The sequence below is a fragment of the Alcaligenes sp. WGS1538 genome (genome assembly GCF_043187505.1).
Lineage (GTDB): Bacteria > Pseudomonadota > Gammaproteobacteria > Burkholderiales > Burkholderiaceae_B > Alcaligenes.
The window spans coordinates 2,858,643-2,881,437 of record NZ_CP171109.1 but is presented as its reverse complement, the minus strand read 5'-3'; the positions used below and the strand labels follow the sequence as shown (position 1 = coordinate 2,881,437).

Here is a 22,795-nt window from a genome sequence, read left to right as displayed (position 1 = left end):
AAGCCAGGGGCTTAGGGGCGGCCGATGCCGTTGCAAACGCTGGCATCACCAATGGCCAGGCTGCCGGAGGCGGCCAGGAAATTGGTTTTGATGGCGTCTTTCCACGTCGTGGGCAGTTCGATGAAGTTGTGATCGACAATCTTGCTGGCGATCGTGGCGCTGTCGGCGCTACCGTCACCGTAGAAACGCGACAGCAGATGGCGTACGCCGTCTTTCTTGGCCGCCGTGGCGTAGCACTGGCCAACCAGGAAGTTGGTGGTACCGAAGATGGGGTAGCCGGTGGCAGGCAGCGTGTAGGCGGGAACCCAGTTGCGGGGGTTGGATGCGGCGCCAGCGGGGATGGCGATGCTGTTCAGCGCCGTCTGGATGTTGGCGTTCACAGGCAGGAAGCCATTGATACGAGCAACATCAGCGTTGTTTTTTCCTGTAAAGGATGGATCAGGGCTCAGGTAGGCCAGAACGTTGCTATTGGCAGCCACAGCAGCTTTGACGCCGCTGCTGCCCGTGCCCGACACCCAGGTGCCCGCGGCCTTCAAGGCAGCAGCGTCCACGCCTGCGGAGGCAACCACCGCTTTGAAGTCGTTCGACACGGTGAAGGTGATGCCATGGGAAGCACAACCCGCCTTCAGGAAGTCGGCCAACAGTTCGGTAGTGCCGCTATTGTCTTCGCGGTAGATGACCTTGATGGGGTCAGTACCGTAAGCCGTATTGACTTGATTCCACGTGGTGATTTGACGCGAGTAGATCTTGCAGATCTGTTCGGTCGTCAGGTTCAGGTCGGCAACCGTGCCGTGCTTGTAGGGCAGCAGAACCGAGGTAGCAACGGCCGGAATCTGGATGAAAGCGCCCCATTTGGCGGTGCCGCGGGCGGTTTCGGCGTTGTTGTAAGCCACTTGCTCCGCGACGCTGACGCGCGAGTCGCTGCCGGCAAAATGGACGGGACCGGCGCCGCCCAAGAAGGAAGCGTCGTTGCCGAAGAAGGCTTTCTTGCCGTTGCCGCTGCCCACGCCGGTGTAGCCGTAGGTATTGACGGTTGCGTCAGGGTTCAGAACGTTGGTGAAAACGTCTTCGTACAACTTTTCAGGCAAGGTAGCGCCGCCGCCGACGATGGCGTTGGCGTTGGCTGCACCGGCGGCAGCCAGGATGCTGGCGGCCAGAAGGCCCATGGATGTAGCTTTAGCGAACTTTTTCATGTCAAACCTCGATAAGAAGGAGCTGATAGAAAAAAAGCTGAACCAGGCGCGGGAGGGACGTTGCGCGCCCGAGTGGCGCCTGGCTCATGAAGGACCTGCTAAAGAACAAGAACAGCGCAGTGCATGAAAACAGGTATCCGGGTGAAATCATCTTCTGGCTGTTATCGACGATGTGGAGTCGATGGCGTCATTGTGGGGCTTGAATATTAAATCTGTATGAACGGATTTTCCCGATTGCGATTTTTGTAAATCCCGATTCATCACTTTTGATTGATTAAAAATGAGTTGATTCATAGCTTAAAAAAATTAAATAAGTTATTGATTTTCAAAGTATTTTGTTGATATTTTATTTTTTGCTTAAAGCTTTTTCTGAGGGGCTTATGAAAGGGTTTTTTGAGAATAAATGAGGTTTATTGAAATTGGATTTATAAAAAATCCCGATTTTAAGTAACCGTGAAATTTTTGATGCTGAAAACCGACGTTTTTTGCCGAAGTCGGCGATATCGGCGGGCTGGCATGTTGGAAGGCGTGTTTGGGGGCTGTGGATGTGTCGGCGGGGCATGCGGTCCGCGGCGACAGGTCCGTCAGGGGAAAGGCGTGCTCGGGCATGGGCATGCCCCGGATGCGGACGCAGGGTTCCCCTGACTGCATGCGCGGCGGGCAGGAGAAAAAATGCTGAACCAGGCGTTAGCGAACTGGCTCCCGGAGCCGCCTGGTTCAGCGAAAGAGGCCGTTAGGGCGTTTGCTTATTGTTGGACTGCCTGCATCCTTTTCTTGCCGGCCTGGAAGCATCCGTGCTGCCCATGCAGTATGCGGGCCGGGCATGACAGGCAGGCTACGGCAATATGAAGATTTGAAGAAAAAAAATCAGGATAATCATACGCTTACGAATAATATGGGCTTGGCGGTCATTGAACTCAAACCCTTGATCCGACGTGGTATTCCCAGGAGCCGAAGCAGCGGCCCCATGAGCTCCTGTGGAGTCGTTACCGCTTTCCGCATGGCGAAATGAAAAATCCCGAAATGCCTGTTTTTTCAGCTGTTTTTTTGGACTGGAATGTGACAGCTGTCATATTCGGGCTGAGCGGGACGGCGCATGTCAGCCTCTCCGGGCAGGCAGCAGGAGGAATAACTGCGTAATTTTGACGATGGACGAAAGTTCGCCCGCCCGTTCTGTTGCCGGAAGCAGTCGGGCATGCTGTCCGGATGTTCATCATGCCAGGTGCGCCGCCATGTCTCTGCTGGACGCCAGCTATCGTTTGTTGTTCAGTCATCGCATTCTGCTGCGCGATCTGTTGCTTGCCGTCGTGCCCGCGGATGTGCTGGGGCGTCTGGATGTCGGACGCGCCGAACTGGTGTCGCCGGTTTATGTCGGGCCCGCCTTGCAGCTCAGGCAGGCGGACCTGGTGTGGAACGTGCCGATTCAGGAGCCATTGCAAGGCCATGTGCTGATTGCCATCGAGCAGCAGTCCCGGCCTGATGCCTGCATGGCGTTGCGCACGTATACCTATGGCGGATTGCAGCTGCAGGCGGCCAGCCGGCGGCAGCGGGCCGCTCAAGGCCTGCCCATTCTGGTTTCTTTGGTGTTGTACAGCGGGGCACGGCCTTGGCATGGCGTGCGCGCCGTGCAGCGTCTGTTCCAGGCGCCTTTTCACCCGTGGCTGAAGCGCCACATTCCGCGGCAAGCTTTCTTGCTTGTCGACTTTAAAAAACATGCTTTGAACGGATTCTTGCAGGAGTCGAACCTGTTTGGCCTGATCTGCCGGATCCAGCATAACCAGGGGCTGGCCCACGTCAGCGGCTTGCTGCAGACTTTCATGGATGTATGTTCCGAACCGGCCTTGCAGCGCGACATGGCGGCCTGGATCAATCAAGTCATCCTGCCGCGCTGCTTGCCCAAGGTGGACTTTCCCCATCATCTTCATTTAAAGGACGTGCGTACCATGCTCGACGATCATTCCGGTTCCTGGCTTCATCAATGGGAGGCGCAGGGGTTGCAGAAAGGCTTGTTACAAGGCCGGGTTCAAGGCTTGCGGGAAGGCAGGGCCGCAGAGCGGACCAAGGCTCTTGCACGAGCCAGGCAGACCTTGCAGCGTCAGTTGCGCCACAAGTTCGGCCGCCTGCCGGAGGTGTCCCGGCAGCAGCTGTCTCAAGCGGGGCATAGGCAGTTGTCTTTCTGGAGCCTGCGCCTGCTGGATGCGGAGTCCCTGGATGATGTCTTTCAGGCGGAAGCCTGAGCAGAACAGGACTGTCAGGCTGAGGCATCAAGGCGCTGGGCCCGGTTTGCGGGGTGCGCAGGAGCTGAAAATTCCTGCTTACGTACTTTTAGCGATGGATCAAGACATGTTTGTCGGAGCCATCCTCTTCTGTAATCGTCCATGCTATTGCGGTGTTCATCATGCCAGGTGCGCCGCCATGTCTCTGCTGGACGCCAGCTATCGTTTGTTGTTCAGTCATCGCATTCTGCTGCGCGATCTGTTGCTTGCCGTCGTGCCCGCGGATGTGCTGGGGCGTCTGGATGTCGGACGCGCCGAACTGGTGTCGCCGGTTTATGTCGGGCCCGCCTTGCAGCTCAGGCAGGCGGACCTGGTGTGGAACGTGCCGATTCAGGAGCCATTGCAAGGCCATGTGCTGATTGCCATCGAGCAGCAGTCCCGGCCTGATGCCTGCATGGCGTTGCGCACGTATACCTATGGCGGATTGCAGCTGCAGGCGGCCAGCCGGCGGCAGCGGGCCGCTCAAGGCCTGCCCATTCTGGTTTCTTTGGTGCTGTACAGCGGGGCGCGGCCCTGGCATGGCGTGCGCGCCGTGCAGCGTCTGTTCCAGGCGCCTTTTCACCCGTGGCTGAAGCGCCACATTCCGCGGCAAGCTTTCTTGCTTGTCGACTTTAAAAAACATGCTTTGAACGGATTCTTGCAGGAGTCGAACCTGTTTGGCCTGATCTGCCGGATCCAGCATAACCAGGGGCTGGCCCACGTCAGCGGCTTGCTGCAGACTTTCATGGATGTATGTTCCGAACCGGCCTTGCAGCGCGACATGGCGGCCTGGATCAATCAAGTCATCCTGCCGCGCTGCTTGCCCAAGGTGGACTTTCCCCATCATCTTCATTTAAAGGACGTGCGTACCATGCTCGACGATCATTCCGGTTCCTGGCTTCATCAATGGGAGGCGCAGGGAATACAGAAGGGGTTGCAGAAAGGCCGGACTCAAGGCCGAAGCGAAGGCCGGCTCAAGGCGCAGAAGGATATTCTGATCCGGCTGATCCGGCATAAATATGGCCGTTGCTCCAGGCCGTATCGCCAGATGCTGGAGCAGGCTGGTTCGCAGCAGTTGACGGCCTGGAGCCTGCGCCTGCTGGACGCGGAGTCCCTGGATGATGTCTTTCAGGCGGAAGCCTGAGCAGAACAGGACTGTCAGGCTGAGGCATCAAGGCGCCAGGCCCGGCATTGGCTGCGCAGGACCGGAAGGTCCATGCTCACGTATTTCAGGCGATGGACAGGACTGTGTTTCTTGATCCCTCTACCTTTGCAATTTCACTGCACCATCTGGTTGATCGCCATGATGGGCATCAGGATGGCCAGCACGATCATCATGACCATGGCGCCCATGCCCAGGGTCATCATGGGCTCCAGCATGGCGGTCAGTCGCAGGGCGCGGCGCTCCAGGTCGCGGGACAGGTTGGCGGCGGCGCGGTCCAGCATGGGCGCCAGGGCGCCGGTCTTCTCGCCGCTGGCCAGCAGGTGGATCAGGTTGGACGGGAAGACTTTCTGGCGCTTCAGGGCCGGAGCCAGGTTGGAGCCCTCACGCACCTGCTGGGCGGCATGGCGCACGCATTGCGCCAGATACTGGTTGCCCAAGGTCTGGCGGGCGGCATCCAGCGCGGCCAGCAGCGGCACGCCGGCATCGATCAGGATGGCCAGGGTGCTGGCGAAGCGGGCGGTGTTCACGCCCTGCACATAGCCGCCCGGGCCGGGCAGGCGCAGCAGCAGGGCGTGCCAGCGCAGGCGGCGGCCGGCGTCCTGCAGCGCCATGCGGGCCAGCACGATGCCCAGCGCTGCCAGCAGCAAGGCGATCAGGCCGTAGTCGCCCAGCAGGCGGCTGGCCTGCAGCATCAGCCGGGTCAGCAGGGGCAGTTCCTGGCGGGCCTGGGCGAAGGCGCCGATCACCTGCGGCACGACGTAGCTCAGCAGGAACACCACGATGCCGGTGGACACCAGCACCAGGATGGCGGGGTAGATGAAGGCGCTGATGATGGTGCTGCGCAATTGGTCGCGGTTCTCCAGGTAGTCGGCCAGGCGCTCCATGACGCGGGCCAGATCGCCGGCGTTCTCGCCGGCGCTGACCAGGGAGCGGTAGATGGCCGGGAAGTCGCGCGGCCGCTCGGCCATGGCGTCGGCCAGGCGCATGCCGCCGCGCACCTGGTCGCACACGTGCTGCAGGGCGGCGGCCACGGTCTTGCGCTCGGCCTGCTCGATGGTGGCGGTCAGGGCGGCTTCCAGCGGCAGGCTGGCGCTCAGCAGGCTGGCCAGCTCGCGGGTCGCCCAGCACAGGTCGGCGGCGTTCATGGCGGGGCTGAACCAGGACTGCGCGGCGCTGCCGGCGCCCAGTTCCTTCAGCTCCAGGATGGTCAGGCCGCGCTCGGCCAGCGTCTGGCGGGCGGCGGCCAGGGAGTCGGCCTGCAGCGTGCCGGCCTGCAGGGCTCCGTCCGCCTGGGCGACCTGGTAGTGGAAGCGCGCCATGTTCGCCGACCCTGTCCCTAGCTGTCGCGCGTGACGCGCAAGACTTCGTCGGCGGTGGTGACGCCGGCCCGCACCCAGCGCTGCCCGTCTTCGCGCATGCTGCGCATGCCGTGGCGGCGCGCGGCTTCGCGCAGGGCGGGTTCTTCGCCGCCGACGTGGATCAGCTGGCGTATGTCTTCGTGCACCACGAACAGCTCGTGTATGCCGGTGCGGCCCTTGTAGCCGGAATGGTTGCAGGCCTCGCAGCCCACGGGACGGCAGCGGCCGGGTCCGCCGGCCGGGTCCGGCTGCTTGCAGTGCGGGCACAGGCGCCGCACCAGGCGCTGGGCCAGCACGCCCAGCAGGGACGAGGACAGCAGAAAGGGCTCTATGCCCATGTCGGACATGCGCGTGACGGCGGAGATGGCGTCGTTGGTGTGCAGGGAGGCCAGCACGCCATGGCCCGTCAGGGAGGACTGCACGGCGATCCGGGCGGTTTCCAGGTCGCGGATCTCCCCGATCATGATGTTGTCCGGGTCCTGGCGCAGCGCCGCGCGCAGGGCCGCGCCGAAGGTCATGCCTATCTTGCCGTGCACCGGTATCTGGTTGATGCCGGGCAGGTCGTACTCCACGGGGTCTTCCACGGTCAGGATGTTGCTGACGCCGCGGTCCAGCTCGCCCAGGGCGGCGTACAAGGTGGTGGTCTTGCCGCTGCCGGTGGGGCCGGTGACCAGCACGATGCCGTGCGGCTGGCGGATCAGGCGGGTCAGTTCGGCGCGTATGTCGGGTGCCAGGCCCAGGCGGTCCAGCTGCAGGCGGCCGGCGTCTTTTTCCAGCAGGCGCAGCACGGCGCGCTCGCCATGCACCGTGGGCACCGTGGACACGCGCACGTCGATGGGCCGCCCGCCCACGCGCAAGGTGATGCGCCCGTCCTGCGGAATGCGTTTTTCGGCGATGTCCAGCTGCGACATGATCTTGATGCGGGAAATCAGGGCCGCGTGCAGCGCCTTGCGCGGAGAGACCACATCGCGCAAGGCGCCGTCCACGCGGAAACGCACCACGGACTGGGTCTCGAAGGCTTCGAAATGCACGTCGCTGGCGCCGTCGCGCGCCGCCTGGGTCAGCAGGGCGTTGATCATGCGGATCACCGGCGCGTCGTCCTGGGTGTCCAGCAGGTCGGTGACGGCGGGCAGGTCATGCAGCAGCCGCTCCAGGTCCACGTCGGATTCGGCGGCGTCCACGACGGCAGCGGCGTCCTTGCCTTCCTGGTAAGTCTGGTTCAGCAGCTTGTCCATGGCGGCCTCGTCGACGGACTGGACGGGCACGGCGCCGGCCTGTCGCCAGGCTTCGGATATGGCCCAATGCGGCGTGCGGGCGCAGATCAGCAGCGCGGGCGGGTCCTGCTGCAGCAGCAGCCGGTGATTGCGGCACCATGCGGCGGGCAGCTCGGGCAGGCGATGGGCTTCGGTCAGGGCGTTCATGGCGACTCCAGGGGGCGGGCGCGGTAGCCCAGCTCGGCCAGCAGCGCGAGCGAGGTGTCCAGGGCCTGCTCCTGCGCGGGAACGTCGGCGCGCACCTGGTAGCCGTTGCCGCCCGGGCCGGCCAGCACGTAGGCGGGCAGGCCGCTGCGCTGCACGCGGGCGGCGATGCGCCGCGCCTGGGCTTCCTGGTCAGAGTCGGCGATCAGGATGGCCTGCCGCTCGACGGGCGAGGCCGCGTAGTCCTGGTCCAGGGATTGGCGCACGCCCACGTTCGCCGGCAGGCGCGCATGCATCTGTTCGGCGGCGGGCGTCGCAGGAGCCGGGCGCTGACGCAACTGGACGGTCTGGCGGGTGGGGGGAGCGTCCTGCCCGCGGGTCTGCTCCCACTGGTCGGGACGCAGGTCCAGTTGCGCCTGGGGCTGGGCGGGTTTGCGCAGGGGCGGCAGCACGGGCGCGCTCATGTCGGGCAGCAGGGGATGTTCGGCGGGCTGGCCGCGCAATTGCTGGGCGCGCATGTAGTTGTAGCGGTGCCGGGTCAGGCCGCGCCCGGCCTGCGCATCGCGGATGACGTAGGGGCGCAGGAAGACCATCAGGTTGGTCTTTTCGCGTTCGCGCTTGTCATAGCGGAACAGCGCGCCCAGGATGGGAATGGAGCCCAGGACCGGCACGGCGTCCGAGCCGCGGGTGACCCGGTCTTCCAGCAGGCCGCCCAGCACCATGATCTGCCCGTCGTCCAGCAGCACGCTGGTGTCGATGGCGCGCTTGTTGGTGACGATGCCGCCTTCCACCTTGGTGGTTTCGTCGATGTTGGAGACTTCCTGGTAGATGTCCAGCTTGACGGCGCCGCCTTCCGAGATCTGCGGGCGTATGCTCAGCTTCAGGCCGATTTCCTCGCGCTCTATGGTCTGGAAGGGGTTGTTGTTGGCGCCGCCGCTGGTGACGTACTGCCCGCTGACGAAAGGCACGGTCTTGCCCACCAGGATGGAGGCGGGCTCGTTGTCCAGGGTCAGGATGTTGGGCGTGGACAGGATGTTGGCCCCGCCTTTGCTCTGCAGCGCGCGCGCCAGCAGGTTCAGGTTCATGATCTGGCCCGCGCCGGGGATGTTGACGCTGCCGTCGAGGATGCCCAGCGACAGGCCGCGCGGCAGCATGTCCACCGTGTTGGTCGCCCCGGTCTTGAAGTCGGCCCCGCCCAGGTTGGCGCCGCCGATGAAACGGCCATTGTTGCGCATCCACTGGATGCCCAGCTCCGAGGCGTCGTTCTCGGTCACTTCCACGATCAGGCTTTCCACCAGCACCTGCGCGCGCCGCTGGTCCAGCATGTCGATGACCCGGCGCAGGCTGCGGTACATGGGTTCGGGGGCGGCGATGATCAGCGCATTGGTGGTGGTGTCGGCCTGCACGGTGACGCCGGAGGCGGAGAAAGAACTGGCGCCGCTTCCGGTGTCGCGCTCCAGGGGCTGATCCTGCAAGCCTTGCTTGTCCGTCTTGCCGCCGGCATTGGCGCGAGGCTTGTCCTGACCCTGGCGTTGACTGCCCAGGGCGGCGCGCATGGATTCGCTGCCGCCTTGTTCCTGGTCCGGGGACTCGCCCGTCAGCAGGCCGCGCAGCACGCCGGCCAGGTAGCGCGCCTGGGCGTTGCGCAAGTACACCACGTGGAAGTTGCCCGGATCGGTCTGGGCATTGTCCAGTTCCACGATCAGGTTGCGCGCCAGGGTGCTGCGCCCCGGGCTGCTGGAGCGGATGATGACGCTGTTGGAGCGCGGGTCGGCCATGACGGCGATGTCGCGCTGTGCGTTGTTGCCGTCCTGTTCCAGGATGTCGTTGGCCAGGGCCGCGATGTCGGTGGCCACCCCGTTGTAGATGGGCAGCACCAGCGTGTGCAGGGCCGTGGGCGTGTCGATGGACTGGATCAGCGCCGCGATGCGCTCCAGGTTGTCCACGCTGTCGGTGATGACGACCGTATTGTTGTTGGGGTAGGCCGTCAGCACGCTGTCCGGCGCCAGCAGCGGTTTCAGGGCGGCGACCAGGGCGTCGGCCTTCTCGTAGTTCAGGCGGAAGCTGCGCGTGGCCACCCCGCCCAGGGCTTTGGGATCGTTGACGGCGCTGCCTTGCAGGCGGGCGTCGGCGATGGGCACCACGCGGCTGACGTCGCCCACGTCCACGATGGCGAAACCGTGCAGGCGCAGCGCGCCGTCCAGCAGCTGGAACGCGGTGGAGGCGGGCACCTCGCCGTCCGACTGCAGCGTCAGCGTGCCTTTGACGCGCGGATCCACCAGGAAGTGGCGATCCAGAAAGCTGGACAGCGCGGCGACGACTTCCTGGATGTCGGTGTTGCTGAAGTTCAGGCGCACCTTGTCCTGGCCCTGGCTGCCGCGGCCGCGGTAAGGCGCGGCGCCGCCTGCGGGCAGCGGGGCGGGCTGGCGCAGGACCTTGCGTTGCGCGGGCGCGTCATCCGGCCCCAGAGGCAGTGCGCGCGCGGCCCCCGGGGCGGGGACCAGGTCGGGGTCGTGGGTGAACAGGTCCGAGTCCTGCGGCGGCGTGGTGGTCACGCAGCCCGCCAGGAGCAGGCTGCCGGCAAGGGCGCTCAATCGGGGCAGGACGGGCTTAAGGTGAATCATGTGGCGGGCCATCCCAAGGCTGTTGGCGAATCTGTAGCTGAACCAGGGCGGTGACGGGCGCCTCCAGCGCGTCGTCGCCGTCGTCGCCCGCGCGCTCCATGCGGACCTGCTGCACGGCCAGTCCGAGCCTGGCGGCGGCCGGCGCGAGCCAGGCCAGCAGGGCGGATGCGGAGACGGGGGAGGAGAATTCCAGGCGGATGTCCGGCTCCGCCACACTGATCCGGGCGGCCAGCCCGGCCCGGGCAAGGCTGGCCTGCAGGCGGTCCGTCCATGGGCCGGCGTCCCGCTGCCCTGCCGGGTCCGAAGGAGCAAAGCCATTTTCCTGTAGCAACTGCTCCAGTTCCGCCGCCTGCCTGTGCAGGCGGGGCAGCTCCTGCTGCCAGTGCTGGCGCGTCTGCCAGGCCGGCCGCAGCCAGAACAGCCAGAGCAGGGCGGCCGGCAGCAGCACGGCCATCAGGGTCAGCTGCCGCCGCTCGCGGCGGGTAAGGGCTTGCCATTGGCCTTGCAGGGGCCGGATCCAGCGGTTCAGGGCCGGGCTGCTCAAGCGTAAGAAGGGTTTCATGGCGAAGACTCCATGGGTGCAGGCTGGGCCGTGATGACCAGGCTGTCTTGCTCGGCAGTCAGCGTGATCCGCTGGTTGGAAGCCTGCTCCCTGAGCGCGGCCAGCCGGGCCTCGGCGGGCCGGGCGCCGTCGCGCCAGGTCAGGGTCAGGGTTCCGGGCTGGTAGGCCAGCGTCTGGATCTGCCCTTGCGCGATGTCCAGGACGGGCGCGGCGGCCTGGATCAAGGAAAACAGATCGTCGCCGATGGCATCGGCGCTGCCGTCGCGGCGCGCCTCGATCTGCTGGCTAGCCTGCCGGAGCGGATCGAGCACCATGCCCATGTCCGGAAAGGCCGTCTTGACCCGCTGCGTCATGTCGTGCTTGAGCGCCTGGCCCCGGGCGGCCAGGCGGCGCGTGTCCAGGTGCACGGCCAGCAGGGACAGGGCCAGCGCCGCCGCGGCCCAGCCGGCGGCAATGCGCGGCCAGCGCGACGAGGATTGCGGCGTCAGCGCTTTCAGGGGGAAATGCCAGTGCGCGACGGCGAAGGCGGAACCGGGCGCCGCCTCCTGCCCGGCGGACGGATGGCCGGGCGGCAGGATGTCCAGGTGTTGCGGGCCGACGGGACGCAATGCCCAGCCGTCCACCCATACCGTCCGGCCGGCGGCCAGGTCGGGCCGGCCGTGTGGAGGAAGCAGCGCCCGCAGCGACAGCCCGAGATGGCGCAGGCGCTGCGCCTGTTGCCGTGCGGTCTGCCGGGACGTCCAGGCCAGGTCCATGCGTCCGTCCTCGCTGCGCGGGCCATGCGCCACCAGCAGTTCCTCCAGGGCGTTCAAGGACCGCGCCGCCACGGCCTGGCGGGCCGCCTTGAGCAGCAAGGGGCGCGCCAGGGGCGGCATGGGCAGGCTGGCCGAGGCAAGGTCGGCCGGATGCAGGCAGGCGCTCAGGCGGCGGGGCCTGAAGCCAGACGCCGCGGCTTCCAGGCCGGGGAGGCGCTCCGCTTGCCAGGGGCCTTTACGCTGCCGCCAGAACACGTCTACGGCATTGCCGGACTCCGCGCACGACGCGGGCAGCTGGATGCGCAATTCGTGCACGCGCCGGGCGCCGGGCGCGATTCGGGCGGAGCGGATCATGCCCCCTCCCTGTGCCAGACGATCTGGGGCAGGTGCTGTTTGTCGTCGAACAGCAAGGCGCGCGACAGGACCCAGGCATCCTGCAGCCGCACGGCGCTGTCCAGGCGGAACCAGTGACTGGTGATGCCCAGCTTGAGCTGGCTTTCTTCCAGCTCCGGCATGTTCAGTCGCTGGTGGATGTCGCCGCGATTGAGGAACCAGCGGCCCTTGTCGCGCTCGGCCAGCAGGGCGCGGGCCTTGTCCAGGGACAGGCCGGGCACCCAGGCGGCGATGACTTCGGCGCGCGCGGTGTTGGCGTTGATCCAGCTGGGGCGCGGCAGGATCGTGACGAATTCCCCCAGGCGCTCCAGCAGGGCTTCGTCCAGCCCGGGTTCGGGCAGCAGGTCCAGGAGGATGCGCGGACGCGGCGCCTGGTCCTGCGCCGGCACGGATGCAAAGCCCAGTTCGAGGCCGGCCTGCAAGGAGGACTGGCGGTCCTGTGCGTTCTGGGCGGACTGATCGCGATCCTCGCTGACCAGGCTGATGACGGCCCGGCGGGCGATCTGGCGGGCCTGTGCGGCGGGAATGCCCAGTAGCTGGCACAGGCGCAGGAAGGCCGCGCTTTCCTGCGGGTCCACCCGGCCCTGGTGCACCAGATTGCGCAGATTGAATTTGCCCTGCTCGTCGCTGATGCGGCTGTACAGCCAGGCCGGCGGCTGCCCGGCGTCGTGCAGCGCCCGGCGCCGGACGGGGCGGTTCCACGGGTCGTCCAGCCGTACGGCGACCTGTTCGCGGGAGAGCAGGCGCAACAGGGCGCGGGCGCGCTCCCTGTCGGCGGCCAGGGCGGAGCGGACGAACAGGCTTTGCTGCTGGATCTCCAGGCGCCGCGTATCCACCGCCTGGCGAGCGAGCATGGCGCCGGCCAGGATGGCCAGTATGGCCACCAGGGCCAGGGTGCTGACCACGACCATGCCGCGCTGGCGATCGGGCAGAGCGGGACGCTGGAGATTCATCGGGTTCAGCGCTGCCAGGAGCCGATGTCCGCATTGCCGCCTTCGCCGCCGGGCTGGCCGTCCGCCCCCAGCGAGAAGACGTCGATTTCTTCATGGACGCCGGGGTTCAGGTATTGGTAGGGATTGCCCCAGGGATCCTGCGGCAGGCGGTCCAGGTAGCTGCGCCAGTTGTCCACGCCGGCGGGTTTCTGCACCAGGGCCTGCAGGCCCTGGGCCTGGGTCGGATAGCGGCCGTTGTCCAGGCGGTACAGCTTGAGCGCCTGCATGATGGAGGCCACGTCCTGGCGGGCCGCGGCGGCGCGCGCCTGGTCGGGGCGGTCCATCAGGTTGGGGACGATCAGGGCGGCCATCACGCCCATGATGACCAGCACCACCATGACTTCGATCAAGGAGAAACCGGCGTGGCGCAGACGGGAGCGTGGGCGGGAAGAGCGATTCAGCATGGCGGGCGCATCCTTTGAAAGCAGAGTCTGACGTCCTGTCAGGTGCCTTCATGATGGCAAAATCGCATTGCAGTATTGTGGAAATAAATCGGGACTATTTGCTGTCAAATAGCGACAGTTGTCGCTTGTTTTGGCTGTTTTTGAGATTGATGTAAGCTCAATTCCCGATTATGGGTAAAGACCTGTCCTGGGCAGGGTGCAATGCGGCCGGCGGGGGGCGCGGACGGCCCCGCGGCACCGGAAAAAAGCGCCTGGAATCGGGATCAGGCGGTGTTGGCGCGGCGCCACTTCAGGCTGGCATGGCCGAGCTTGCCATTGAACAGCAGAGGCTGCCCTGTGGTCAGGTACAGATGGTCCCGGTCCAGGCGAGCCAGTCTTTGCTGCGGAACTCCCACCCAGAAGGGGATCAGCGACATGTCCACGAAGTGGGTCACGCTGCGGCTGTCTTCGTCCACCTCGAAAGGGCCGGCGTAGGCGATGTAGGACGAAGCCAGGGCGGCATATTCCCGGGGGGCGGTTGGCGCCGCTGATCTGGGCCGACATGAAACCGGATTCCGTGTACACCAGCAGGCCCGTCGGGCGCGGGCCCAGAGGCGGCATGGCGTCGCTGCCGTCCACGGGGTCGAAGGAAAAAGATTCGAGTTGCCAGGCGCCGATCAGCCTGGCGCGCAATTTGGTCGTCATGGTCGTGCTCCCGGACAGGCAGCGCGGAGGCGTCTGCAAATGATCAGTATGACCTTCTCTTTCTTTTTTTCTCAAGCTTTTGGCTGTAGTTAATTTCTATTGCCAAGAAGTAAGCGAAGTTATGGTTGAGGCTGCGAAGATTTGCAAAGCGCACCCAGGGTCTGGAGCGCGGCAAGCCCGCGCGCGTCCCAGGGATGGCCGAAGTTCAGCCGCAGGCAGTGCCTGTAGTCCTGCGTGGTGGAGAAAATGGAGCCGGGCGCGATGCTGATTCCCTGGGACAGGGCCTGGCGGTGCAGTTCCAGGGTGTTGGCGTGCTTGTCCAGTTCCACCCACAGAAAATAGCCCCCTTCCGGCCGCGTGGCCCGGGTGCCGGGCGGGAAGCTGCGCCCCAGCGCTTGCGCGAAATCGTCCCGCTGCTGGCGCAACTGCGCGCGCAGGCGGCGCAAATGCCTGTCGTAGGCGCCTTTCTCCAGGTAGCCGGCCAGGGCCAGCTGGGTGGGAACCGGAGAGGTCAGCGTGGTGGTCAGCTTGGCCTTGGCCACCTCCTGCACATGACGGCCCGGGACGGCCCAGCCGATGCGATAGCCCGGCGCCAGCGTCTTGGAGAAGGAAGAGCAGTGCATCACCAAACCCTGGCGGTCGAAGGCTTTGGCGGGCCGGGGGCGATGCGCGCCGAAATACAGTTCGCCGTAGACATCGTCCTCCAGCAGGGGAATGTCATGACGCGCCAGCAGCGCCACCAGCTCGGCCTTCTTGGCGTCCGGCATCAGGCTGCCCAAGGGATTCTGGAAAGTGGTCATCAGCCAGCAGGCCTTGGGCGAATGGCGCAGGATGGCCTGTTCCAGGGCGTCCAGGTCTATGCCTTCGCGCGGATGGGTGGGCACTTCCACGGCCTGCAGCTTCATGCGCTCCAGCGATTGCAGGGCCGCGTAGAAGGTGGGGGACTCCACCAGCACGATGTCGCCCGGCCGGGTGACGGCCGCCAGGCACAGGTTCAGGGCTTCCAGCGCGCCGTTGGTGATGACGATGTCGTCCGCACTGATCGCCATGCCGTCGGCCAGGTAGCGCAGCGCGATCTGGCGGCGCAGGGGCGCATGTCCCTGCGTCAGGTCGTCCACGCTGGCCCAGGGATCCTGCTGCTTGACGCCGGCCGACAGGAAGCGGCCCAGCCGCTCCAGCGGGAACAACAGGGGGCTGGGGAAGGCGGAGCCCAGGGGCGTGACGGAGCGTTTGGAGGCCGACTGGAGGATGGCCAGGATCAGGTCGCTGTTGCTGACGCTGGTGGCCTGCAACGGCGGACGTGAAGCCGTGTCGGCTTCCAGCGCCAGTCGCGCGGCGGACGGCGAGACGTAATAGCCCGAGCGCGGCCTGGCCAGGATCAGGCCCTGCGATTCGAGCCGGTAGTAGGCCTGGAAGATCGTGGAGGCGCTGACCTTGTGCCTGTCCATCAATTGGCGCACGGAGGGCATGCGGTCGCCGGGGGACAAGGTGCCCTGGTGAATGGCTTGCGCGAGTTCATCGGCCAGGCGTTCGTAGAGTTTCATGGCAAGCGGTCCCAGGGAGCGTCTGATAGGGTCAATGCGGGGAAAAGCGTTTTTTCATTATCTGATCCGCTTTCCGCCGGACGCAAGCGCTGCGCCGCACGTGCGGCGTTCCATGCAACTGATACGGTTTTTGGCGCCGCAACTGATTCTTGGAATGCAGAGGAGGGCCGCGTAGCCTTGCCGGGTGTTTTCGTTTGCGCCGGACAAGGCTCCGGCGCCACTCTGTCAGAGGAATACCATGAACCCGACGGCGCTATTGCTGGCCGCATTTATCCTGTCGATTGCCGGGCTATTTGCGTTTATCTGGTCCTTGCGCAAAGGCCTGTTCGACGCCGACGTGAGCGGCGCGCGCACCATTTTCCATGCCGGCGAGATCGGCCGGCCCGAAGAGCCATCCGCCGGCGCGGCGCAGCACCAGGCCCTGAGCCTGGGAGCGCGCGCCCACCTGGCCGAGAATCAGGGCCAGACCGCCGCCGCCGCCGAGCTGCGCGCCCGCGAAGAGGCCGACCGTTCCAGCTCGCTGCCGGCTTTCCTGTTGATCGCCTGTGCGGTGGTCTGGCTGGTGGTGGCCTCGTTTGCGGGCCTGATCAGCTCGCTCAAGCTGCACTGGCCCGAGTTCCTGGGCGACGTGTCCTGGCTCAGCTTCGGGCGGCTGCGCACCCTGCACCTGAACGGCGTGGCCTATGGCTGGGCGCCCATGGGATTGCTGGGGCTGACGATCTGGATGCTGCCGCGCCTGCTGCAGACCCCTCTGCTGGGCGGCCGCCTGGTCATGGTGGGCGGGCTGGTGTGGAACGCCGCGCTGGTGGCCGGCATGGGCGCTCTGGCCATAGGCCTGAACGCCGGCATGGAGTGGCTGGAGATTCCCTGGCAGATCGGCGTGCTGTTCGCCTTCGGCGGCATGATGATAGGCATGCCCCTGGCCCTGATGCTCTCGCGGCGCAAGGTCAAGCACCTGTACGTGTCGGTCTGGTACATAGGCGCTGCGCTGTTCTGGTTCCCCATCCTGTATATCGTGGCCAAGGCGCCGGGCGTGCACTTCGGCGTGGAGCAGGCCACCATGAACTGGTGGTTCGGCCACAACGTGCTGGGCCTGTTCTACACGCCCATGTCGATTGCCGCCATCTACTATTTTCTGCCCAAGGTCATAGGCCGGCCGGTACGCTCCTACAACCTGTCCCTGCTGGGGTTCTGGACCCTGGCTTTTTTCTACGGCCAGGTCGGCGCCCACCATCTGATCGGCGGCCCCATTCCCGAATGGCTGATCACCTTGTCCATCGTGCAAAGCGTGATGATGGTGATTCCCGTGCTGGCCTTTTCGGCCAACCAGCACCTGACGCTGAAGGGCCATTTCAGCGCGCTGCGCCACTCGCCCGTGCTGCGCTTCATCGTGTTCGGCGCCATGATGTATACCCTGGCTTCGCTGCAGGGTTCGCTGGAGGCCCTGCGCTCGCTGAACGCCGTCACGCACTTCACGCATTTCACCGTGGCGCATGCCCACCTGGGCATGTATGGCTTCGTGACCATGGTCATCTTCGGCGGCGTGTACTTCGCCATGCCTCGCATCCTGGACACGGCCTGGCCGCGTCCCGCCCTGATTTCCCTGCATTTCTGGCTGGTGGCGGCCGGTTTCGCGGTCTACATGATCACGCTCAGCATCGGCGGCGTGCTGCAGGGCCTGGCGCTGCTGGATCCGGCCCGCTCGTTCATGGATTCCGTCGCGGTCACCATGCCCTGGCTGCAAGGCCGCTCCCTGGGCGGCGCCCTGATGACGCTGGGCCATCTGGTATTCGCCCTGCACGTGCTGCTGATCATCCTGCGTTCCGGCGTCTTCGCCGTGACCGAGCGCAACCCCGTAACCGAGCGCGGCAGTGTCGCTGCGAAGGCCTGAAATGGAAAATGAACTGAAGCTGATCGTCGGGTCCATGGTGACCCTGTCGCTGGCCACGGCGGCCATGATCGTGGTGCCGTTCCTGCAGTTGAAGGACGAGCCCGCGCCCGAAGGGCTCAAGCCCTACACCAGCCAGGAACTGCGGGGAAGGGCCGTGTATCGGGCCAATGCCTGCATCGCCTGCCACACGCAGCAGCCCAGCACGACGGGCGCCGGCGTTGCGGATGCGAGCCGGGGCTGGGGCCGGGCATCGGTGGCCGGCGACTATCACTACGATGATCCGCCTCTGCTGGGCACCATGCGTACCGGGCCGGACCTGTTCAATATCGGCGTGCGCCAGCCCAGCGAAGACTGGCACCTGGGGCATCTGTATGATCCGCGCGCCTACACGCCGGGCAGCAATATGCCGGCCTATCGCTTCCTGTTCGAAGCCAAGGACAAGGAGCAGGTCGCACCCGGCGAACGGGTGGTGAACCTGCCGCCGGACGTGGGGCCCCAGGGCAAGGTCGTGGTCGCCAGGCCCGAGGCGCTGGATCTGGTGGCCTATCTGCAAAGCCTCAAGCGCACCTATCCCGTCATCACGCTGGAGCAGAAGGAGCGCATGCAATGAGGCCGCCCATCCAGACGCGCCAGAGCGAGAATGCGGATCCGCACGAACAGTACAACCCTATTCCCCGCATCGTGATCGCCGTAGTGGGCGCCCTGATCGCCTGGGCGGTGTATTACATCTTCACGGCGCAGCCCGACAGCGCCGCCGGCCTGGGCGATCGGCGCCCGTTGGCGGTGCTGGCTCCTCAGGAGAGCGGACCCGGCGCGTCCGTGGATGGCAGACAGCTGTACGCCAATGCGTGCCTGGCCTGCCATCAGGCCACCGGCATGGGGCTGCCCGGCGTGTTTCCTCCCCTGGCCGGGTCCGAATGGGTCAAGGGCGAGCCCGAGGTGCTGGCCAAGCTGGTGCTGCACGGCATCCACGGCCCCATCACGGTAAAGGGCCACACCTACAACGGCTCCATGCCGGCCTTCGGCGAGCAGTTCAGCGATGCGGAACTGGCGGCGGTGCTGACTTACATTCGCGGTGAATGGCAGAACGGGGCCTCGGAGATGGATGCGGCGGCGGTCGCCAAGGCGCGCGCCGCCAGCGCGGACCAGACGACGCCCTGGAATGGCGAGCAGGCGCTGCTCGCGCACGGAGCCAGGCCCTGATCCGGAATTCCGGATGCCATGCAGACAAAGGGATCAATTATTAGAAGCAAATGTGAAACGGCATGTCAGGAACAGGCCCCTGACTTTTCGGCCGGAAACCCGCCCGACCCCAGGGCGGATTTCCGGTCTTTTTTTCCTGTGACGTCGATGCGCGTCAGCCGCTTTTGCGGAAGGACAGCGACAGGCCGGCCAGGATGGCCAGCAGGCCCAGTCCGGCCGTCAAGGGCAAGGCATTGCCCAGCACCAGGTAGTCCAGTCCGGCCGTGACCACCGGCACCAGGTAGAACAGGCTGGTGACGTTGACCAGGTTGCCGCTGCGTATCATGCGGTAGAGCAGCAACTGCGCCAGCACGGAGATGACCAGGCTCAGCCACAGCACCGGGCCCCAGAAGCCGGCGGTGTTGTCCCAATGCACATCCTGGAAGGTCCCCAGCAACAGGAACAGCAGCAGCGACAGGGCGTATTGCAGCGGCATGGCCTGCAGCGGGGGCTGGGGACTGCGCTTTTGCAGGATGGCGCCCAGCGTCATGCTCAGCAGGGCGCCCAGCGAAAACAGCAGGCCGGGCAGGGACAGGCGGGTCAGGATCAGGCTCTGGTAGACCACCAGGACCAGGCCCGCCAGGGACAGGCACAGGCCGGCCAGGCGGGCGGGGGAAAAGCGCCGTTCCGTCAGCGCCAGGGTCAGGATGGGCTGCACGCCCAGGATGGTGGCCAGCAGGCCGGGGGTGATGCCATTGCCCAGCGCCTCGAAATAGCACAGGGAGTACAGGCCTATCATGAGCAGGCCGCCGGCAGCGGTGCTCCAGCGCAGGCCCTTGGACGGCAGCCAGCCGCCCTGGCTCCAGCCCAGCAGCAGCACGACGGGCAGGGCGATGGCAAAGCGCAGGGTCAGCATGGCCAGTACGGAGCCGTGGTCCAGTCCGATGCGGGTGAAAATGCCGGCGCTGCCCCACAGCAGCACGAACAGCGGCATGGCGCCCCATTGGGCGCGGGATGTGGATGTAGTCATGTCTCGTTGTCTATCAGATTCGAATTGCCTTCGCGCGCGCCCGGAAAGAGGCGCGGATGATCGATGCGAAGGAATGAAAGTGGATTGGCTTAGCAGCGAACGCCGCTATGCGTGTCTGCGACGACGGCGCGTGGCGGATGAACGCCGCTGCGTACGTCTGCGACGACGACAACGAGGAAGGGAGGAGGCGTGGCTGCCCGCACGGACACGGCCGGAAAGGCGGCGTCGGTGTTCAGCAAGAAAGGTGCGGGACAGTTCATGGAGTGAGAATCTGGAAAGATTTCAGTTTCAAGCACTGTAGCACGGCCTTAGGCCATTGTCATCGGCTGTGCTCGGGCTCGAGCCGGGCGATGCGCTGGGCCGGGGCGGCGCAGGGCCGCCAGCCATCGTGGATGGTCGGCATCGCCAGGGGTGTGACGCAGGCGATGGCGCCGGGGAGGCCATCATCTGCGTGTCAGTGGGTCGGGACATAGCCCAGGTCCTCGATCCCGTGCGCCAGGGCGCCAGGCTGTTCGGTCAGGGCGCGCAAGGGCGGCAGGGCGGCGTGCGCCGGCACGGCCACGATGAGGCGTCCGTGCGCATGACCCTGGATGCGGTCGACCCCGCCGTGCACCAGGCGCAGCGGCGCCTGCAGGGCCTGGGCCAGCGCCAGCAGATCGGGTTCCAGGCGGTCGCGGCCGTTGTAGCTCAGTTGCAGCAGGCGCTCGCCGCCGGCCGCGGGCGCCTCGCTGCGCAGGGCCTGGCGCAGATCGGGCGGCAGGTCGTGCTGCAGCGGGGCCAGCAAGGCGCGCGTGGCCGGATGGCGGGGATTGCCGAAGATCTTCCAGACCTCGCCGTGCTCGGCGATTTCGCCGCGCTCCAGTACCAGCACCTGGTCGGCGATTGCGCGGATCACGCTCATTTCATGGGTGATGAGCACGATGGTGATGCCCAGGCGCTGGTTGATGCCGCGCAGCAATTGCAGGATGGCATGCGTGGTCTCGGGATCCAGCGCCGAGGTCGCCTCGTCGCACAGCAGGATCTCGGGATGATGCACCAGCGCCCGCGCGATGCCCACGCGCTGCTTCTGGCCGCCGGACAGGCGGCTGGGATAGCTGTCGCGCTTGTCTTGCAGGCCTACCAGGCCCAGCAGCTCGTCCACCCGGGCGGCGATGTCGGCGCGCGGCACGTTGGCGACCTGCAGCGGCAGGGCGATGTTCTCCCAGACCGTCTTGGCCGACAGCAGGTTGAAGTGCTGGAAAATCATGCCGATGCGCCGGCGCAGCGCGACCAGCTGGGCCTCGTTCAGACGGCCTATGTCCACTCCATCCACGCGCACCCGGCCCCGGGTCGGCGTCTCCAGCCGGTTGATGGTGCGCAGCAGGCTGGACTTGCCCGCGCCGCTGCGCCCGATGATGCCGTAGATGCTGCCGGCGGGTATGTCCAGGTTGATGTCCTTGAGGGCATGCACAGGCCCGTTCGCGGACGCATAGATCTTGTCGATCTGCTCGAAGGAGACGCTGCCCGCGCCGCGCGCCGGGGCGAGCGCGACGTCGAGCGCGTTCGTGTCGCCTCGGGGCAGGGCCAGGGCGGGGTTCAGGGCGGCGCTCATGCTTGGGCCGGACGCAGGCACGGGTTGGCGCTGATGTCGTGGATCCGCAGGCGATTCATGGTGCCGGGAACCACGCCAATTTTCAGGTCGGCGATGTCGCAGGCCGGCATGCCCGGCATCCGGGCGGCCGGGAAGGAAGAAAGAAATCGGGTCATGAGCATTCTCTGTTGGGCTGTGTGTTGCGGATGCACAGGGCCCGGGGGCGCTGTCCGATTCATTGAATCAGACAGCGGAGAAGGCTTTAACTACCAAGTTTCCATTAATTAATGGTGTCCGACGGTTATGACGTTATGGTTTCCAAGGCCCTGCCCTTACGGGGCGCCCCAGCCCAGCGCCTGGTACAGGGCGATCACGTTCAGGTAAGAACCGGTTTCGGCCTGGGCCAGTTCCTGGCGGGTCTGGTTCAGGCTGCGCTGGTTTTCCAGCACCTGAAGGTATTGCCCCGCACCGGCGCGGTAGCGGGCCAGGGCGCGGTCATGGGCCGCCTGCAGGTGGGCGGCGGCGCGCGTCAGGCTCAGCAGGCTTTGCTGGTGCTGCGTCAGCCTGTGCAGGGCGCCCTGGACTTCTTCCTGGGCCTGCAGGACGACTTGCTGATAATGCAGGCGTGATTCGTCCGACAAGGATTGCATGCCGCGCAGCCGGGCTCGGGCGTGGCCCAGGCGCAGCGCGGGCCACTGTACGCCGGGCGACAGCTCGAAGGCGCGTGCGGCGTGGCCCAGGCTGCTGCCGCGCAGGGCGAAGAAACCGATGAAGCCGGCCAGGTCCACGCGGGGGTAGAGCTCGGCCGTGGCCGCCGCGACCTCGTGCGAACGGGCCAGCAGTTCCTGGCGCGCCGCCCGCACGTCGGGGCGATTGAGCAGCATGGCATTCACATCGCCCAGCGGCAGCGAGGCCGCCAGCGGAGCCGCCGGCTCGGGCAGGGGAGCCTGCACGGGGGACGTGCTGCCGCCGCCCAGCACCTGCATGCGCAGGCGGGCCAGCTCAAGATCGCTGCGCAGCCGCGGGATCTGCGCCTGGGCGCGCTCCAGCCCCGCCTGGACATTGTCCAGGTTCTCGGGCAGCTCGCGCCCCAGGGCGACGCCGGCCCGCACCAGCCGGCGGGTTTCTTCCCAGCTGCGCACATCTTCCTGCGCCAGCGTCAAGCGCCGCTGCAGGCCCTGGGCCTGGACATACTGGCGCGCCAGCTCGGCCGCGATGGCCTGGCGCATCAGTTCCAGTCGGTCCTGAGCGGCCTGGCTGCGCGCCTGGGCGGAGGCGGCCAATTGTTCCAGGCGGCCGAACAGGTCGATTTCCCAGGCGGCGTCCAGCCCCAGCCGCCAGTTCTCCGTGACGGCATGGTCCAGCGTGCCGTCCGGCGCTGTGAACTGTGAGCCGCTGCGCGTGTGGCGGGCCTGGGCGGTGACGGCAGGCAGCCTGTCCTGCTGGCGCTCGTCCACCAGGGCGCGGGAGGCGCGCCAGCGGGCCCGGGCCTGGGCGATGTCCAGGTTATGGTCCAGGGCGGCGGCGATCAGCGCGTCCAGTTGCGGATCCTGCAGCAGGCTCCACCAGGCCGGGCGCTGCGCGGCAGCCGCAGCGGGAGCGAACTGCGCGCTCCAGTCCTTGTCGGCCAGGGCGGGGGCGCTGGGCACGGAGCTGTCCAGCCCGACGGCGCAGCCGGCCAGCAGCAAGGCGGGCAGCAGGGCCGCAAGGCGGCGCGCCAGGGCGCCGGCGGGCATGGCGAAGCGCGGGCGCGTGGTCAAAATGGATGGCGTCAT

General features: G+C 66.2%; 18 protein-coding genes and 1 pseudogene. 5 read left to right on the top strand and 14 right to left on the bottom strand.

Features of this window, described 5'->3' with window-relative positions:
- Window positions 1–11 precede the first annotated feature (11 nt).
- Window positions 12–1,193: a substrate-binding domain-containing protein gene (locus tag ACF3ND_RS13385; RefSeq protein ID WP_394061206.1), complete on the bottom strand. Its 1,182-nt coding sequence runs from the start codon at window positions 1,191–1,193 to the stop codon at window positions 12–14.
- 977 nt (window positions 1,194–2,170) lie between these two features.
- Between ACF3ND_RS13385 and ACF3ND_RS13380 the strand changes: the two genes are divergently transcribed.
- A complete protein-coding gene (locus ACF3ND_RS13380; protein ID WP_394061204.1) occupies window positions 2,171–3,430 on the top strand; it encodes an Rpn family recombination-promoting nuclease/putative transposase in 1,260 nt (419 codons plus the stop codon).
- 178 nt (window positions 3,431–3,608) lie between these two features.
- Complete coding sequence (locus tag ACF3ND_RS13375; RefSeq protein WP_394061202.1) at window positions 3,609–4,592, top strand: Rpn family recombination-promoting nuclease/putative transposase; 984 nt, start codon at window positions 3,609–3,611, stop codon at window positions 4,590–4,592.
- Between the two features lie 134 nt (window positions 4,593–4,726).
- On the opposite strand, the gene gspF is transcribed toward ACF3ND_RS13375, so the two are convergent.
- The 9 genes and pseudogenes from gspF to ACF3ND_RS13330 form a co-directional block, all read right to left on the bottom strand.
- A complete protein-coding gene (gspF, locus tag ACF3ND_RS13370) occupies window positions 4,727–5,932 on the bottom strand; it encodes a type II secretion system inner membrane protein GspF (RefSeq protein WP_394061200.1) in 1,206 nt (401 codons plus the stop codon).
- A 17-nt stretch (window positions 5,933–5,949) separates the two neighbouring features.
- The gene (gspE, locus tag ACF3ND_RS13365; protein WP_394061198.1) at window positions 5,950–7,392 is read right to left on the bottom strand and encodes a type II secretion system ATPase GspE; all 1,443 of its coding nucleotides are present in this window, start codon (window positions 7,390–7,392) and stop codon (window positions 5,950–5,952) included.
- Complete coding sequence (gene gspD / locus ACF3ND_RS13360) at window positions 7,389–10,013, bottom strand: type II secretion system secretin GspD (protein ID WP_394061196.1); 2,625 nt, start codon at window positions 10,011–10,013, stop codon at window positions 7,389–7,391. The genes gspE and gspD overlap by 4 nt, the downstream gene beginning before the upstream one ends.
- Window positions 10,000–10,575: a type II secretion system protein GspM gene (gspM, locus tag ACF3ND_RS13355; protein ID WP_394061194.1), complete on the bottom strand. Its 576-nt coding sequence runs from the start codon at window positions 10,573–10,575 to the stop codon at window positions 10,000–10,002. Before gspM ends, gspD begins: the two co-directional genes overlap by 14 nt.
- The gene (locus ACF3ND_RS13350) at window positions 10,572–11,684 is read right to left on the bottom strand and encodes a GspL/Epsl periplasmic domain-containing protein (RefSeq protein WP_394061192.1); all 1,113 of its coding nucleotides are present in this window, start codon (window positions 11,682–11,684) and stop codon (window positions 10,572–10,574) included. The genes gspM and ACF3ND_RS13350 overlap by 4 nt, the downstream gene beginning before the upstream one ends.
- Window positions 11,681–12,676 (bottom strand): type II secretion system minor pseudopilin GspK, encoded by a 996-nt coding sequence (gene gspK, locus ACF3ND_RS13345; RefSeq protein WP_394061190.1) that lies wholly within the window; start codon window positions 12,674–12,676, stop codon window positions 11,681–11,683. The genes ACF3ND_RS13350 and gspK overlap by 4 nt, the downstream gene beginning before the upstream one ends.
- A 5-nt stretch (window positions 12,677–12,681) precedes the next feature.
- Window positions 12,682–13,119, bottom strand: coding sequence for a type II secretion system major pseudopilin GspG (gspG, locus tag ACF3ND_RS13340; RefSeq protein ID WP_394061188.1), 438 nt, complete (start codon window positions 13,117–13,119; stop codon window positions 12,682–12,684).
- Between the two features lie 263 nt (window positions 13,120–13,382).
- Window positions 13,383–13,719 (bottom strand): annotated as a pseudogene (locus ACF3ND_RS13335) (lipocalin-like domain-containing protein).
- A 203-nt stretch (window positions 13,720–13,922) separates the two neighbouring features.
- A complete protein-coding gene (locus tag ACF3ND_RS13330; RefSeq protein WP_394061186.1) occupies window positions 13,923–15,347 on the bottom strand; it encodes a PLP-dependent aminotransferase family protein in 1,425 nt (474 codons plus the stop codon).
- A gap of 238 nt (window positions 15,348–15,585) precedes the next feature.
- Between ACF3ND_RS13330 and ACF3ND_RS13325 the strand changes: the two genes are divergently transcribed.
- Genes ACF3ND_RS13325 through ACF3ND_RS13315 form a run of 3 tightly spaced genes read left to right on the top strand, consistent with a single transcriptional unit; the run spans window position 15,586 to window position 18,441 of the window.
- Window positions 15,586–17,238, top strand: coding sequence for a cbb3-type cytochrome c oxidase subunit I (locus ACF3ND_RS13325; protein WP_394061184.1), 1,653 nt, complete (start codon window positions 15,586–15,588; stop codon window positions 17,236–17,238).
- A gap of 1 nt (window position 17,239) precedes the next feature.
- The gene (locus tag ACF3ND_RS13320) at window positions 17,240–17,848 is read left to right on the top strand and encodes a cbb3-type cytochrome c oxidase subunit II (RefSeq protein ID WP_394061182.1); all 609 of its coding nucleotides are present in this window, start codon (window positions 17,240–17,242) and stop codon (window positions 17,846–17,848) included.
- On the top strand, window positions 17,845–18,441 hold the full coding sequence (locus ACF3ND_RS13315) for a c-type cytochrome (protein WP_394061180.1): 597 nt from the start codon (window positions 17,845–17,847) through the stop codon (window positions 18,439–18,441). The genes ACF3ND_RS13320 and ACF3ND_RS13315 overlap by 4 nt, the downstream gene beginning before the upstream one ends.
- Before the next feature lie 154 nt (window positions 18,442–18,595).
- On the opposite strand, the gene ACF3ND_RS13310 is transcribed toward ACF3ND_RS13315, so the two are convergent.
- The 4 genes from ACF3ND_RS13310 to ACF3ND_RS13295 form a co-directional block, all read right to left on the bottom strand.
- Complete coding sequence (locus ACF3ND_RS13310) at window positions 18,596–19,450, bottom strand: DMT family transporter (RefSeq protein WP_394061178.1); 855 nt, start codon at window positions 19,448–19,450, stop codon at window positions 18,596–18,598.
- A gap of 454 nt (window positions 19,451–19,904) precedes the next feature.
- On the bottom strand, window positions 19,905–21,041 hold the full coding sequence (locus ACF3ND_RS13305; RefSeq protein WP_394061176.1) for a methionine ABC transporter ATP-binding protein: 1,137 nt from the start codon (window positions 21,039–21,041) through the stop codon (window positions 19,905–19,907).
- Window positions 21,038–21,196: a hypothetical protein gene (locus tag ACF3ND_RS13300; protein ID WP_394061174.1), complete on the bottom strand. Its 159-nt coding sequence runs from the start codon at window positions 21,194–21,196 to the stop codon at window positions 21,038–21,040. The genes ACF3ND_RS13305 and ACF3ND_RS13300 overlap by 4 nt, the downstream gene beginning before the upstream one ends.
- A 156-nt stretch (window positions 21,197–21,352) precedes the next feature.
- Window positions 21,353–22,795, bottom strand: coding sequence for an efflux transporter outer membrane subunit (locus tag ACF3ND_RS13295; protein ID WP_394061172.1), 1,443 nt, complete (start codon window positions 22,793–22,795; stop codon window positions 21,353–21,355).